At 50.3% G+C, this 14,558-nt stretch carries 11 protein-coding genes and 1 pseudogene; 3 read left to right on the forward strand and 9 right to left on the reverse strand.

The window, feature by feature from the left end:
• Positions 1 to 464: 464 nt before the first annotated feature.
• Together NST07_RS05655 and NST07_RS05660 are read right to left on the reverse strand one after the other, a co-directional pair.
• Positions 465 to 1,685: an IS256 family transposase gene (locus NST07_RS05655; RefSeq protein WP_342479894.1), complete on the reverse strand. Its 1,221-nt coding sequence runs from the start codon at positions 1,683 to 1,685 to the stop codon at positions 465 to 467.
• 184 nt (positions 1,686 to 1,869) lie between these two features.
• Positions 1,870 to 4,818 carry an S-layer homology domain-containing protein gene (locus NST07_RS05660; protein WP_342481190.1) on the reverse strand — a complete coding sequence of 983 codons (2,949 nt, stop codon included), beginning with the start codon at positions 4,816 to 4,818 and terminating at the stop codon, positions 1,870 to 1,872.
• A 352-nt stretch (positions 4,819 to 5,170) separates the two neighbouring features.
• Here NST07_RS05660 and NST07_RS05665 point away from each other — a divergent pair, with 352 nt between their 5' ends.
• Both NST07_RS05665 and NST07_RS05670 read left to right on the forward strand, forming a co-directional pair.
• Positions 5,171 to 5,686, forward strand: coding sequence for a GNAT family N-acetyltransferase (locus NST07_RS05665; protein WP_341090178.1), 516 nt, complete (start codon positions 5,171 to 5,173; stop codon positions 5,684 to 5,686).
• A gap of 85 nt (positions 5,687 to 5,771) precedes the next feature.
• On the forward strand, positions 5,772 to 6,506 hold the full coding sequence (locus NST07_RS05670; RefSeq protein WP_341090179.1) for a ZIP family metal transporter: 735 nt from the start codon (positions 5,772 to 5,774) through the stop codon (positions 6,504 to 6,506).
• 107 nt (positions 6,507 to 6,613) lie between these two features.
• Here NST07_RS05670 and NST07_RS05675 read toward each other — a convergent pair.
• From NST07_RS05675 to NST07_RS05690, 4 genes and pseudogenes are all read right to left on the reverse strand, one after another.
• Positions 6,614 to 7,520: pseudogene (locus NST07_RS05675) on the reverse strand (aldo/keto reductase).
• A gap of 128 nt (positions 7,521 to 7,648) precedes the next feature.
• The gene (locus tag NST07_RS05680; RefSeq protein ID WP_341380326.1) at positions 7,649 to 8,605 is read right to left on the reverse strand and encodes an aldo/keto reductase; all 957 of its coding nucleotides are present in this window, start codon (positions 8,603 to 8,605) and stop codon (positions 7,649 to 7,651) included.
• A gap of 243 nt (positions 8,606 to 8,848) precedes the next feature.
• Positions 8,849 to 9,697: an AraC family transcriptional regulator gene (locus NST07_RS05685; RefSeq protein ID WP_341090182.1), complete on the reverse strand. Its 849-nt coding sequence runs from the start codon at positions 9,695 to 9,697 to the stop codon at positions 8,849 to 8,851.
• Between the two features lie 142 nt (positions 9,698 to 9,839).
• Positions 9,840 to 10,151: a (2Fe-2S) ferredoxin domain-containing protein gene (locus NST07_RS05690; protein ID WP_076114424.1), complete on the reverse strand. Its 312-nt coding sequence runs from the start codon at positions 10,149 to 10,151 to the stop codon at positions 9,840 to 9,842.
• Between the two features lie 342 nt (positions 10,152 to 10,493).
• Here NST07_RS05690 and NST07_RS05695 point away from each other — a divergent pair, with 342 nt between their 5' ends.
• Positions 10,494 to 11,669 (forward strand): YsnF/AvaK domain-containing protein, encoded by a 1,176-nt coding sequence (locus NST07_RS05695; RefSeq protein ID WP_342481191.1) that lies wholly within the window; start codon positions 10,494 to 10,496, stop codon positions 11,667 to 11,669.
• Positions 11,670 to 11,798: 129 nt separating this feature from the next.
• On the opposite strand, the gene glpX is transcribed toward NST07_RS05695, so the two are convergent.
• Genes glpX through NST07_RS05710 form a run of 3 tightly spaced genes read right to left on the reverse strand, consistent with a single transcriptional unit; the run spans position 11,799 to position 14,289 of the window.
• The gene (gene glpX, locus NST07_RS05700) at positions 11,799 to 12,794 is read right to left on the reverse strand and encodes a class II fructose-bisphosphatase (RefSeq protein ID WP_342481192.1); all 996 of its coding nucleotides are present in this window, start codon (positions 12,792 to 12,794) and stop codon (positions 11,799 to 11,801) included.
• A gap of 14 nt (positions 12,795 to 12,808) precedes the next feature.
• Positions 12,809 to 13,651 carry a pyruvate, water dikinase regulatory protein gene (locus NST07_RS05705; RefSeq protein ID WP_342481193.1) on the reverse strand — a complete coding sequence of 281 codons (843 nt, stop codon included), beginning with the start codon at positions 13,649 to 13,651 and terminating at the stop codon, positions 12,809 to 12,811.
• A gap of 17 nt (positions 13,652 to 13,668) precedes the next feature.
• Positions 13,669 to 14,289, reverse strand: a complete 621-nt coding sequence (locus tag NST07_RS05710; RefSeq protein WP_052092453.1) for a helix-turn-helix transcriptional regulator — start codon at positions 14,287 to 14,289, stop codon at positions 13,669 to 13,671.
• Between the last annotated feature and the right edge of the window lie 269 nt (positions 14,290 to 14,558).

The raw sequence follows: 14,558 nt of genomic DNA on the forward strand, positions 1-14,558 counted from the left end.
TAAGAGATATAAATTGGGGTGAGTGCAGAAACATTAACAGTTTAAGTCGGCTAAGTGTACTTCGTACAACTAAATTCAGGGGTTTTGAAGACAAATTACAGATAGTTGCACTCCGTACACTTATATTTGCCCGATCTAGCGTAGTTGGCTCGGATTGCGAATTTTAAGTGTACGAAATACATCTAACTCCCAGAGGGTGTGTGATTTGTGCATTTTAGCTGCACAGAGTACAACTATCCTTATGAGTATAGCCACAGTCTTCTTGAGCGCAGCCTTCAAATACAGCTCTCAAGTACAGTTCTCAAGTATAGCAATACGCAGAAGCTACAACAAAACGCAGAAGCTATAACAAAACGCAGAAGCTATAACAAACGCAGAAACTATAGCAATACGCAGTAGGGGTCTGTCAATAATTTTGTGTAAACTCTTTTAAGCATAGGTTCCCCCGAGGGGGAATTCTCAAACTAACGCAAGTGTTGACCGACCCGATCGGGGAAAAAGACCGACAGCTGGAGTAGCATTTGGCCCCAGTTTTGGACACGTCCTGTCCATTTCCGGGTGACGTCCACGGTAGCCAGATAGAGCATTTTCAGCAAGGCTTCATCCGTAGGAAAGATGCTCTTTCCCTTCGTCACTTTTCGAAGCTGACGGTGGTAACTCTCAATCATATTGGTGGTGTAGATGAGTTTGCGGATCTCGGGCGGGTACTTGAAAAAGGTAGCGAGCTCGTCCCAATTCGTTCGCCATGAACGGAGGATTAGGGGATATTTCGCTCCCCAAACTTCCTCGAAACGGTCAAGTTCAAGCAAGGCACCTTCCTCGGTAGCTGCCTTGTAAATGGGCTTTAAATCGGCAGTTACTTTCTTAATGTCCTTGTACGACACGTAACGGGTGGAGCTGCGGATTTGGTGTATAATACATTTCTGGATTTCGGTTTGGGGATAGCAGGCCGCAATCGCCTGGGAGAATCCGGACAGATTATCCACGCAGATAATGAGGATATCTTGGACCCCGCGATTCTTAAGCTCATTCAGCACGCTCAGCCAGAACTTGGAGGACTCATTCTCACCAATCCACATGCCCAGCACGTCTTTATTTCCGTCCAGATCGATGCCAATGACCATGTAGGCGGCCTTGTTGATAATGGCCCCGTCTTGCTTGACCTTGAAGTGGATCGCATCCAGATAGACAACCGCATAGACGCCCTGCAGCGGACGATTCTGCCATTCTTTAATGAGAGGCACAATCTTGTTCGTCACATTGGAAATGAGCGTAGGGGAGACTTCAATGCCATACATCTGCCCCAAATGATCCTGAATTTCTCTGGTGCTGATCCCTTTGGCATATAAGGCGATAATCTGCTCTTCGATGCCCGTTACATTCGATTGATGCTTCTTGACGACCAGAGGCTCAAACTCCCCCAGCCGGTCCCGAGGGACGGTGATCTCCTGTTCGCCGTACTCACTCACTACCGTTTTACGGCTCTTTCCGTTCCGACTGTTTGGCGTGAGCTTCGCCTTCACTTCATGCTTTCCATAGCCCAAGTGGGTATCCATTTCGGCTTCCAGCATCTCCTGAATTGTCTCTGCGAATAGATCTTTTAAGGCATTCTGTGCATCTTGTGCTGTAACCAGATTATTCTCCTTAATAAATTCTCGAAGTTGCTGTTTTGACCAAAGTCCCATGTGTTCTCCCCATCCTTTCTCTTACTTCCATTTTAATGGGTTTGAGAGTTTACACAATATATTTTACAGACTCCGCAGTAGCTATAACAAACCGCAGTAGCTATAGCTACACCAAACAGCCAGGCTCCGGGAAGCCTGGCTGTTTGGTGTTAAGTTGTAATTATACTTGAATCTGCTTAATGAACTATTCGTTTTCTCTTGCAATCTGATTAAAAATTTCATGAAGAGCTTTTATGGCTTCGAGCCAATCTGCCGCTGTTGCATCGGTGTTGTTTATAACGGCTTTGGCGGCAGTTACAGCTTCAGCAAGGCCGGGATGAGTTGAACCATCCAGCAGCATTTTATCGGCTAGTGCAACAGAATCAGGCAGCGCGGTGAATACACTAGGGACCGTAATAATAATTTCTTTGATAACTGCGGAAAAGTCGCGTTTTAATTCCAGCTTGATGCTATAGTCGACAGGATTTGCGGTGCCGTTGTAATTCATGTACCATACCATGTAGTCTCTTAGGATGTATACATCATCAGTCACTGTGGATGGGCCATCATAATTCAACACAGTTACACGGAGATCCCTTGGCAGCGGCTGCTGTGGATCAGGCAGATAAACCACATCTCCCACAGACAGTGTGCCAGGCAATACCTGATTCTTAAATGCACCGTCAATCGTTGTTTCCAGTTCGGCATATTGAGCTTCTGAGTAGACAGATATAGGTACAGCATGGCTCTCCGAATGGTTCGGTTTCTTTAAGGAAATATAGACAGTGGTGCTGTCTGCACCGAAATCAAGACCGGTCAGCTTAACGCTGGTTGAGCCTGCGGGCACTGTTGCAGTTTGCAATAACTGGCTGTGGTCAATCTCGTCTGCGTAGACAGAAACCACATCTCCGGGTGCAAGGCTTCTCACATTTACAACGTCATTGGCACCGGCATGATTTTCTACACTCAGGAAGTTTGTATTAACAGTAGGACTCTCAGTGTCCTGACCATTGTCTTGATCAAGATCAGACTTTGGAGCCGTGTCTGTCAGCATGTTCTTGTCCACAAAGGTCAATTCGCTGCCGGATACGTTCATATCAAAAACGTACCAGTATAGCATCTTGGTGTCTGTAACAGGAATGTGGTACGTTTTAACAGGCGTAGCATTGTGGCCGTTGTAAATCTCTACTTTGGCACCGGAAGCGGTTAAAGTGTTCGCTTGGGCTGTGCCGTTTCCGCTGAAGTTGTGAACGAAGAAGGTGTATTTTCCATCCACACGTTTACGAATTGTAGTCGTCTCCGGGCCGTAAGAATCTACATCATCATGGTCCAGATCGGCATAAGTTTCATTATTATAACTATATACTCTATCGCTGTACCAGGTATGGAATGACCTATTATTGGGTGCAGCGCCAATCAGATGTGAATCTTCATCCAGCGGAAGCAAGTCCCAGGTGAGAACAACTCGGATCTCGGCTTCGGCAGGGACTTTGATTGCTGTGGCATTCTGGTTAATGTTTTTATGAGTACTCAGGGAAACACCAACAACGTGAGTAGTAATAAATCCGGATTTTGATAATTCACCAGTGTAAACGCCAGGGGCCAGATTGGCAAAATATTTACCTGCCGCATCCGTAACCACAGTTGCTGCGATTTCGCCTGTAGTTGCTCCGAGGCCTCTACGGAAATGGATTGTCATATCTGCTACGGGCTGATCGTCTACATCCGTAATTACGCCTTCAAAGCCATACACTGTCTCTGTCACAGTGCCTGGATTGCTGCCGTTTGAACCGCCGTTTGAACCGCCGTTTGAACCGCCGGATGAGTCACCAGATGAACCACCGGATGAACCACCTCCCGAAACAACCGGAGTGCCGATGACAGCTGTTGCATTATTGCCGTAGTTTACATGCTCAGGATTCTGGGCAAGAGTTGAACCGTTGGCATTGATTGAGGCAGTGCCAATGGAGCCTGTTCCGGTTACTCTGGCAATGGCATTTAGAATTAGAGCATTGATGCGGGCTCCACCTGTAATGTCAATTCCCGTATTTCCGGCGCCGGGAGCCACTTGAAGCTGGCCGATCGAACCGGAATTCAGGTTTACTTGAATGGAGGTTGCCATAACATCCACCGTCTCGAAGGATCCGGCTAAGGATACCTGTGCATTTGCCGGAATTGCTGCGGAGAGATCGACATTGCCGAAGCCGCTGCCTGTGCCGCTGCCTTCTTCCAGTAGCGCACCGGATTGCAGCGTGATCTGTTCAACCGAGCTGGCACCTTCAGTAACGATTCGGATACTTCCGTCTTTTTTATTGACAATGACGGTTACCAGGACTGAATCCACTACGTGGATACTGTTTTTACCGCCTCCGGCAATGGTAGTGGTGCCTTTGACAGTGACATTCTTTAGCGTCACATCACCTTTGCCAACGCCTTCACCAATCACAAGATCACCTGTGATAAGCGTGTTGTTCAGTACAACTCCGGGCGCTTCGATATATACCGAACCCTTTACTGTAGTAAGACCTGTCTCCGGGCCATAGCTACCGGCTTTGTCATAAACGACCTTCTCAGAGGATTTGGAAGCTTCAAACTTCAATGCCCGGTCAAGCACACTGACTGCTTCTGCTCTGGTGGCTGTGTCGAGCGGTCTGAATTTTTGATCATTTCCACTCATAAGGCCAGCTTGGGCAATGGCATTAATCTGGAGCTTGCTCCACTGGTGGCCTACAGCTGTATCCGAAAATGCAGCAGGTGAATCGGTGGCGCTCAGCTTAAGAATAGAGCTCACAATGGCAGCCATTTCTTCACGGGTAAGCGGCTGGTTAGGTCTAAACGTCTGATCGGTGTATCCTTTTATGTATCCTGCGGCAGTTGCTTTTGCAATGTCCGCGTAGAACCAATTAGTTGCTTTAACATCTTTATAAGCGATTTCCGCTGTGTTTGTATAACCGAAAGATTTGTTAATCAATGCTGCAAATTCCGCGCGGGTAATCTTGTGGTCAGGCTGCAGGGTTCCATCTTGATAGCCTGAAAGTAACCCTTGCTGCTGCCATGCTTTTAAGACATTCTCTGACCAGTGGCCGGATATGTCCTTTGCTGCAACGGAAGTCCCGGAAGCACCGGATGCGGCAAAAGCTTGACCAAAGGACATTAGATTCAAACAAATACATAATAGTACAATAAGAGTATTTCTGCGTACCTTGTTCTTCCTTCTCAATACGACACCAGCTTTCGTTTAATAGTACTTTTGTAAAGGTGAATACTAAGGAGACTAACCCTCCTTTGAGAAAAATAGGTCTACCTAAGTGATATTAGCTTTTTATTGTAGATAAAAGTAGTTTTTTGTAAAAAAATAGGCTTAATGAACGATGAAATTGCGCAAAAGCGAAGGGTTGATGTAGGTTTTTGTATTTAAAATATTAAAATTATAATCTCCTAATTCAAAACAATGGCCTATAATCTGGAATAAATCTTCCATTTCAGGCGCAGGAGGGATAACCCCTATGTACATAAGAGTTCTTAATTCCGCTGATGCGGAAATATACCGCGAGATTCGGCTGCAGTCCTTGTTGAACCACCCTGAGGCTTTCCTCAGCTCCTATGAAGCGGAGTTGGGAATGCCGATAGAGATAACCCGGGCCAGGCTCCAGGCGGGGGACGGCAAATTCACACTCGGCGGCTTTAACGGGCGGGAGGAGCTGGTTGGCGTGGTCACTTTAGTCCGTGAGAGCAGATACAAGATCAGCCATAAAGGCAATGTATACGCCATGTATGTAAATCCCTCGGCACGGAAGCAGAAGCTGGGGCATTTGCTGATGACGGAGCTGATTGTGAGGGCCAAGCAGTCTCCAGGACTTGAAATCCTTAATTTGGCAGTATTCTCAGATAACCTTCCGGCCATCCGGCTGTATCAATCGCTGGGATTTACCTGCTACGGGACGGAGCGGAATGCGGTGAAGCTGAACGGCAGTTATCTGGACGAAGACCTGATGACCTTACCGCTGATCCCATCACCCTAGAGAAAAATCAACAAGCAGACATAATGAAAGCTGCCGCAAGCATAAGCTTGTCTAAAGGGTCCTGTCCATAAAAGGGGTTGAAGACTTGGCGACTGCGCTGCTTGGCAGCTTTTTATCGGCGATGGCCACTGTTCTTGGAGTGGTTCCCATCCTGTTTGTGAAAAAACTTTCCGAGCTGTGGAAGGATGTGCTGGTCGCCTTCACCGCCGGAATTATGGTTTCCGCGTCTACCTTTGGCCTAATGCCGCAAGCGATGAGAGAGTCGGGGATCATCGCTCTGACGCTGGGACTGATTACCGGTGTGCTGCTGCTCGATCTGATCGAGAACAACATCCCGCATATCGACGTGGAGAACAAGCCCGGATTCACCAACATGGATTCCAAGGCGCTGCTTGTTTTGATCGCATTGTTCATCCACAACATTCCCGAGGGTCTCAGCACAGGTTTCAGCTATGCCAGCGAGCAGGCCAGCCTGGGTCCTATGGTGGCAATTGCCATTGGTGCGCAAAATATGCCGGAGGGACTGATTCTGGCTATCTTCCTGATGAATTCGCAGGCAACCCGGCGAAAAGCGCTGTTCATGGCCGGTTTAACCGGTCTTATGGAGATGGTGTCGGCAGTCATCGGCTATTGCACGGCCAGCTATTTGCATAATAATGCTGTAGGTTACGGACTGGCTTTTGCTGCCGGAGCCATGCTCTTCATCGTCTATAAGGAGCTGATTCCCGAGAGTCATAGTCATGGCTATGAGCGGCCCTCCACCTATTCGTTTATCTTCGGATTGCTCGCAATGCTGTATATTACACAGTTTTTTGGCTGACGTAGAGGGCATTACAGGCGTTGGCTCAATGCAGCAGAGTTCGATGAAAAAGAGGCTATCCCGGCTGCGGCAACAGTCTAGGGATAACCTCTTCTTTGTGTATTGAATTAAAGGTGTACTGTGTAGCGGTTTGGTTTGCTTACGCGACGGACGGCCTCAAGCTCCTGCGGAGAGAGCGGGGAGGCCGTGGCGGCTGCAATATTCAGCTGCAGCTGCGCAAGACTGCTCGCGCCGGGGATGATCGCGGCCACAGCGGGATGCGCCAGCGGGTAGTGAAGTGCTGTTTGCGTCAGGGTACGGGAACCGGTGGATTGCTGCAAATGCTCCTGCAGCCCAGGCAGTTCTCCGGTTTCATAATCAAGGTACGCCTTGCCTGTCCGGCTGCGCCCTTGCTCGGTCAATATACCTCCGGCCAGCGGCCCCCGGGCGATCAGGCTGATTCCATGCTCCGCCAGTAAAGGCAGGATCTCTTCCTCGGGCCGTCTGTCCAGGATGCTGTATTGGCTCATCACACTAATAATAGCGGAGCGCTTCACGTATTCCCGGATCACATTGGGGCGGATCGAGGAGATCCCGTAATAACGGATGAGGCCTTCCTGCTTCAATTCTTCAAAAGCCCTCAATCGTCTCGTCGATGGGGTCCTGGATCGTTCCTCCGTGCAGCTGATAGAGATCGATATAATCTGTCTGCAGCCGGCGGAGGCTCTCTTTTACTGCTGATTTAATATAGGCCTTGGAAGGGTCCCAGCTCCAGCCTTCTTTGCCGGGGATTCTGCGGTTGCCGACCTTCGTAGCCAGGATGATGTCCGCACGCCGATGGCGCACCGCGTTGCCGATGATTTCTTCATTCCGTCCCTCATCATATAGATCCGCAGTATCGAGGAAATTAATGCCCAGCTCCAGCGCTTCGTGAATGATCGCCGCAGCATGAGTCTCATCGGTCCCCAGAGACATGCAGCCAAGGCCCATGGCACTTACATATAAATCGGATTGGCCCAAACGGTTTTTGTTCATTCTGCAACCCCTTCTGTGCTGTTTTTGTGTCCATTATACCATTCCTATGCCAAAAGACGGCAATCGCGCGCCGCCTTAGCCTGCCGGCTGTATGGACGCGATTGCCGTCTTTATTGTGATGTGCAGGGTTATCCCCGCAGGATCGTTTCGATCTGCTCTAATTCTTCCGCGCTGAGCTCAGGGGCGTTCAAGGATGCCACGGCATCTTCGATCTGGCTTACCTTGCTTGCGCCAATCAGTGCCGAGGTGACTTTGCCGCCGCGAAGCACCCACGACAAGGCGAGCTGCGACATCTTCTGGCCGCGTGCGGCTGCCAGCTCATTCAGCTTGCGTACCTTGCCGATGACCTCTTCGGTAATTTCCTTCTCCGAGAGGAATACACTGGGGCCGGCTGCGCGGGAATCCGGAGTAATTCCGTTTAGATAACGGTCGGTCAGGATGCCTTTTTGCAGCGGTGAGAAGGCGATGGTGCCGATGCCTTCTTCGGCAAGCACATCCTGCAGGCCGTCTTCGATCCAGCGGGACATCATGGAGTAGTTGGGCTGGTGAATCAGGCAAGGTGTGCCCAGACGGCGGAGGATTTGAGCGGCCTCGCGCGCCTGCTCGGCACTGTAGTTGGAAATGCCGACATACAACGCTTTGCCTTGGCGCACCAAGAGATCCAGCGCACTCATGGTTTCCTCCAGCGGCGTGTTCGGGTCCGGACGGTGATGATAGTAAATATCGACATAATCAAGGCCCATCCGCTTCAGACTCTGATCAAGACTTGCGACGAGATTTTTCTTCGAGCCCCATTCGCCATAAGGGCCGGGCCACATATAATATCCGGCTTTGCTGGAGATGATCAGCTCATCCCGGTAAGTAGTGAAGTCCTTCTTAAGAATTTGGCCGAAACTCTCCTCGGCAGAGCCAGCGGGCGGACCATAGTTATTGGCGAGGTCAAAATGGGTAATCCCCAGATCGAAGGCCCGCCGGACCATTGCGCGGCCGTTCTCAAAGACGTCATTGCCGCCAAAGTTATGCCACAGCCCGAGCGAAATGGCAGGCAGGAGCAGGCCGCTTCGGCCGGTGCGGTTATATTTCATCTGGTCGTAGCGTTCAGGATTCGCGTTGTACAATTTGTTTTCCTCCTAAAAGTTTTATGGAGCATTACTTCCATACATCCTTCGCAATAAAACTCGCTTCGGAAGCATGACTAAGGTTTGTGAGCATCAGCTTCTTTGTGTAACTTCGTACAAAACTTGCCTCGGAAGCGTTTACTATATTGCCGGGTATGTTCCTATTGTAGCGAATGCACGGCGACAAACGTATGTCAGCAAGGAAGATGTTTATAGAACAATGTCATTATCGGCATGCTGGAGGCGGTATCCTTTGGGGGAACATCCCTTGACCTTCTTAAACATGCGGGAGAAGAGCAGCGGGTCCTGATAACCGACGGAACGCGAGATCTCACCGATGGTACAATCGGTCTCCGTCAGCAGCTCACAGGCCTTGGCGATCCGGTAATTTAGCAGATACTGCTGCGGCGGAAGGCCGATGGTCCGTTTAAATAATGCGGATACGTATTTGCGGTCCAGCCTAAGGGAAGATGACATCATCTCCATTGTGACATTTTCACAGTAATGGGCATGCAGGAAGTGGAGGCATTGCTCGACGTAAATGCTTTTTTGGCGCGGAATCGGGAATACATCCTTGGCCGCCGGTACCTTGCTCAGCAGGAGGGAGAAGAACTCATACATCATCGCTTTGAGCGGCAGATTCAAGCAATCACTGCGGTCCGCTGCCTCTGTCAGCCGATCATACAATGAGGGCATAAGCAGTTCATCCATCGGAAAGACGGGATACTCCGGCGACAGCGAGGTTTTGGACAGCAAGTATTCAATTTCTTCTCCGGTAAAAGCAATCCATGAATAATTCCAAGGCGTATTCAGGTCAGCCCTGTAAGAAGTCACGATATGCGGATAGGTCAGAAAGGCCTGACCCGCCTGAAGTGTATGTGTCTCTTCACCGACGGCCACCTTGCCGGTACCTTCGTGGATGAAATGGATTTTGTACAAATCGCGTACACAGGGTCCAACGGTATGACCGGGGGCACACTGCTCCCGTCCCCAATAATGAAGATGCAGATCGGAATTCCCCCGGAACGGACGCTGTGAATTATATTTGAATATGGCCATGATTCAGCCTCTTTCCTGTATGAGGTGGTCCTGGACAACGCCCGGGATATGCCCCCATTATACAATAGATTCGAAACGGCGGATAAACCGCAAAAAGTCCCATCCCCCTTTTGGAGGGGAGGGACTCGCAGAGCAGGCTGGATTATGCCTCCATTTTCAGCATCACCAGCTCTTCCACAGGCTCGCCGTTTACCAGATGCTCTTCCACGATGCGCGGAACATCGTCTGTCGTCACATTGTAGTACCAGATGCCGTCAGGGTAGACGATAACAAACGGTCCGTTGCCGCATAGCCCGAGACAGCTGGTTTTGTTGATTTTAACCGTTTTATGGATGCCTTGCTCTACGAGCTGTTCCTTGAAAGCCTGCATAACATCCTCTACCTCCTGATTGTTGCAGTGCTCGCTGCAGCAGAAGAGCAGATGTTTTTTTAACACCTTTAAACGCATATTCATGGTTAAGCCTCCTCGATCTTGTGGGTAGTGGACGTATCTTTAGGAGGAGTATAGTCTCTTTTGCAAACTCTGTAATGAGGTTGAGAGCATTGTTCTAAAAGGCTACATATATAGGATAAATCCGGGAGATTAGTGTTAGATTAGTTAACTTTCCAAGCAGATGTTTGAACAAAAAGTGTCATTTCCCTTATTTCCCAGAGTATTTCCTGTTTGAGAAATATAATTGAGGACTCTCCTTTAAATTTAAAGTAAAGCAGTTTAGCGCAGGATCGATTGGTTAATTAAGAGCTATGAAAGAATGATTATGCAACATCATACTTTAACTATCAGGAGGGAATCGTTATGAATAAGAAAATAGTAGGTGTATTTTATACCGAGCATGAAGCTTCACGGGCCATTGAAGACTTGAAGAACCAAGGGTTTCTGACAGAGGATATCTCCGTGATTGCCAGAAACAAAGATGATGTTGACGCGATTAACAATGAGATGGGCACCAAGGCGCCAGAAGGTATGGCATCCGGTGCGGCTACCGGCGGTTTGCTGGGCGGTGTCACCGGGCTTCTTGCAGGAATCGGTGCGCTGGCCATACCGGGAATCGGACCGATACTCGCCGCAGGACCGATTGCCGCGACATTGGCAGGAGCTGCTGTTGGTGCAGGAACCGGCGGACTGGTTGGTGGACTGATTGGTCTCGGCATTCCTGAGGATGAAGCGGAAAGTTATGATAATTATGTAGATGAAGGTCGTATTCTGGTTATGGTGGATGCGGATAATACACGGGCCGAAGAAGCATATTCTGTGTTCCGCAGCCACAATTCAGCCAATGCCGACCGTTATATGGATGATAATATGGCAGCTGGAGATGTTACGGGGACAGCCCGCAATTCAGTAACAGACACGGTGGATGCTGCATTTAACGGATCAGGGCTGGAGGGACGTCAGGATACGGGGCTGGATACAATGAATTCTGCTCCTGTTCATGATCTTCCTGAAACACGGGCGCTGGATGATGTGAACCGGCCGGGAATGACAGGGGATGTATATTCCGGAACTCCGGACGGCATAGCGAATTTGGATCGAACCGGATCAGATCCATTCACGGATGAGGACGAAGCCCGCAAGCTGCGCCTGCGTGAGGAACAGCTGGATGTGTCCAAGAACAAGGTGCAGACTGGTGAAGTCCAGGTGCGCAAGGAAATTATTGAAGAGCAGAAAACGATCAATGTACCGGTTACCCATGAGGAGATTGTAATTGAGCGAAGATCTGTCAATAATGACTCTACGGATACCCCCATCGGAAAAGATGAGACGATCCGCATTCCTGTAAGTGAAGAGCAAGTGGAGGTTCGCAGGAACACAGTAGTCACCGGTGAAGTGGACATTCATAAACGTGAAGTCCAGGGCACTGAACAGGTTAAGGATACAGTGAAACGCGAGGAAGCACGGGTGGACAAAACAGGCAAGGTGAAGCTCGATTCCAGCGATGAACTGCTGAGAGACCACAGCCGGATGCATTAAGCGAAAGTTTCCTGTTTAACTCCGTCACTATAAGTGAAAACAAGGTTTCCCCAAGGTCCTTTTCGGGCCCCGGGGAAACCTTGTTTTGATGTTATGATGGAATATCCTCTGCGCTACAGGTTAGGCTCTTTACATAAAAGCCGCATTCGGTCTGGCCGAGTAGCCCTGCGGAATCTCCTTGCCGGGCAGGAAGTGGATGCTGCGGATATAACGGATCGTCCGGCTCTGTGACCGCATGATGACAGAATGCGTCTCAGCGCGTTCCTTGCCGATGAAGCGGACTCCGTTCAGGAATTCACCGGAGGTGACCCCGGTGGCGGCAAAGATAACATCGCCCGTCCCGACCATATCCTCCATGGACAGAATGCGTGTCGGATTGTCGATACCCATATGCAGGCAGCGCTGCATCTCAAAAGGGCCCTCCGGCAGCAGTCTTCCCTGGAGCTCTCCGCCAAGGCATTTCAGCGCGGCGGCAGCAAGCACGCCTTCGGGCGCTCCGCCGGAGCCCATGTACAGATCCACATCGCTGTCTGGCAGCGCGGCGGCGATAGCCCCGGCCACATCGCCGTGGCCGATCAGCTTGATCCGTACGCCCGCTTCGCGCAGGCTGCGGATCAGCTCTTCATGCCGCTTGCGGTCAAGCACCATCACCGTCAGCTCGGAGAGCGATTTGCCGGTGATCAGGCTGGCCTTGCGCAGCGTAACCCCGGCAGGATCTGCGAGGCTGAGCCTGCCGGCCAGCTCGGGGCCGCAGGCGAGCTTCTCCATATAAATGTCGGGAGCATGCAGCAGGCTGCCCCGGTCGGCAATGGCAATCACCGACTGGGCATTGTGCAGTCCGCAGGCTACCACCTCGGTGCCTTCCAGCGGATCAACAGCCACGTCAACGGAAGGGCCGCTTTTGTTCCCGACCCGTTCTCCGATGTAGAGCATAGGTGCTTCATCCATCTCGCCTTCGCCAATGACGACAGTCCCGTCAATGGAGACGGAATCGAACATGGAACGGATAGCGGTTGTAGCAGCATCATCTGCCGCATGTTTATCACCCCGGCCAATCCAGCGGGCCGAGGATAAAGCGCCCAATTCAGTTACCCGTACAATCTCCAGTGCTAATTCGCGTTCCATATGCTTTCCCTCCATTACATTTTTAGTGTGGATGTTTCCGGTGTTTCCGGAGAATCGGAGATATATCCCATAATAATTCCCGCTGTCTCCTCAATGGCTTTGTTCGTAATATCTATGACAGGGCAGCCCAGCTTGGCAAAAAGCCCTGCGGCATACTCCGTCTCTTCTGTAATACGTTCAAGACTGGCATATTGGGAGCCTGCCGGCAACCCCAGTACCTTAAGGCGTTCCGAACGGATCTTCAGCATAGTTTCCGGCTTCATCGTAAGGCCGATGATCCGGTTCGGCGGCAGACTCATCAGCTGCTGCGGCGGGCCGATCTCGGGGACCACAGGGTAATTGACGACCTTTTTGCCCCGGTGGGCCAGAAAAATGCTGAGCGGAGTCTTTGAGGTGCGGGACATGCCGAGCAGCACAATATCGGCCTTAAGCATCGCGCCAAGATCGCGCCCGTCATCACTGGCAACCGTGAATTCGATCGCTTCGATCCGCTGGAAATAATCCTCGTCGAGCTGATGCAGCAGCCCCGGCCGGGCTTGAGGCGCATCGTCGAAAGTGTCGATGAAGGCCTGCATCATCGGGCCCATAATATCGACAATCCTCAGGTCGAGCCGGACAGCCTCTTCACGGATCATCTCCCGGAGCTCCGGCTGGACCAGTGTATAGGCGACAAAACCTTGCAGCTGCGAAGTTTCCTCCATCAGCTTCCGCAGTTCGTCCTCATGTCTTACATTGCCGTATCTTCTGATGGTAACCCGCTGATTCTGAAATTGGTGAATGACAGCCTGCACAACCGCCTCCGCTGTATCTCCTATCGAATCTGAGCAGATTGTAATGAAGTGTGAAGATTGCTCCATGCGTTTCGATTCCTCCGTTATCCTTTGGCTTCTAGATCGAGGAGAAGCTTTACGATGGAGGTTTTGGTCAGGCGCCCTACCACGTCAAGCTTGGGGCCGGTTTCCTCCGTGCCGCTGGGCACAACCACCGGCAGACTGTCTACCTCGTGAACAATCATTTTATGCGCGGCCTCAAGCACCGGGTCATCGGGAGAAACGGTTACTACCTTGGGCTGGCGGGTCATTACCATACTCACCGGCATGGATACTGCGCCGGGATTGCCGAGCGTTACCTTCAGGAAATCTTTGCGTGAGGCGACACCGGCCAGTTTGCCGTCGCCATCGCAAATAATAAGCGTGCCGACATCCTGCAGGAACAGCGTAACCACGGCATCCTGAATGGTTGTCGTCTCGCGGATAATAATCGGGATGCTCTGGATATCCCTGACTCTGGTTTCCTGCAGCAGAGAGCTGCTGCCTTGACGCTGAGCCGCTTTCTTGCCGGGGAAATATCCGACCTTTGGCTTGGCATCAATGTATTCCAGCATGACCAGGATGGACAGGTCGTTGCGGATGGTAGGCCGGCTGAGATTCAGGGTTTCCGCAATTTGGTCGCCGGTAATCGGCGCTCTTTTTTTTACAATGTCAATGATTTGCATTTGACGGGATGTCAGTTCAATCACAGGTTTCCTCCACTTTCCGGATACAATCAGGTGCTCCTCTATAGAAAAGGAGTTCTGTTAAGCAAGATCCCCCTTTCAATTAGACGTCCTAATGGTAAAAAAATCCCCTAACTTGGTTATATAATACGCAATAATAATCAATTATGCAACATATAGTATGTCATATATAATATTTTTTTTGAATTTTCATTTCAGCCATGAGGAACAGTAATGAACTGAGCTGCGTAGAAAAATAGGGAAAGACA

The organism is Paenibacillus sp. FSL L8-0340 (assembly GCF_038593145.1).
GTDB lineage: Bacteria > Bacillota > Bacilli > Paenibacillales > Paenibacillaceae > Paenibacillus_AQ.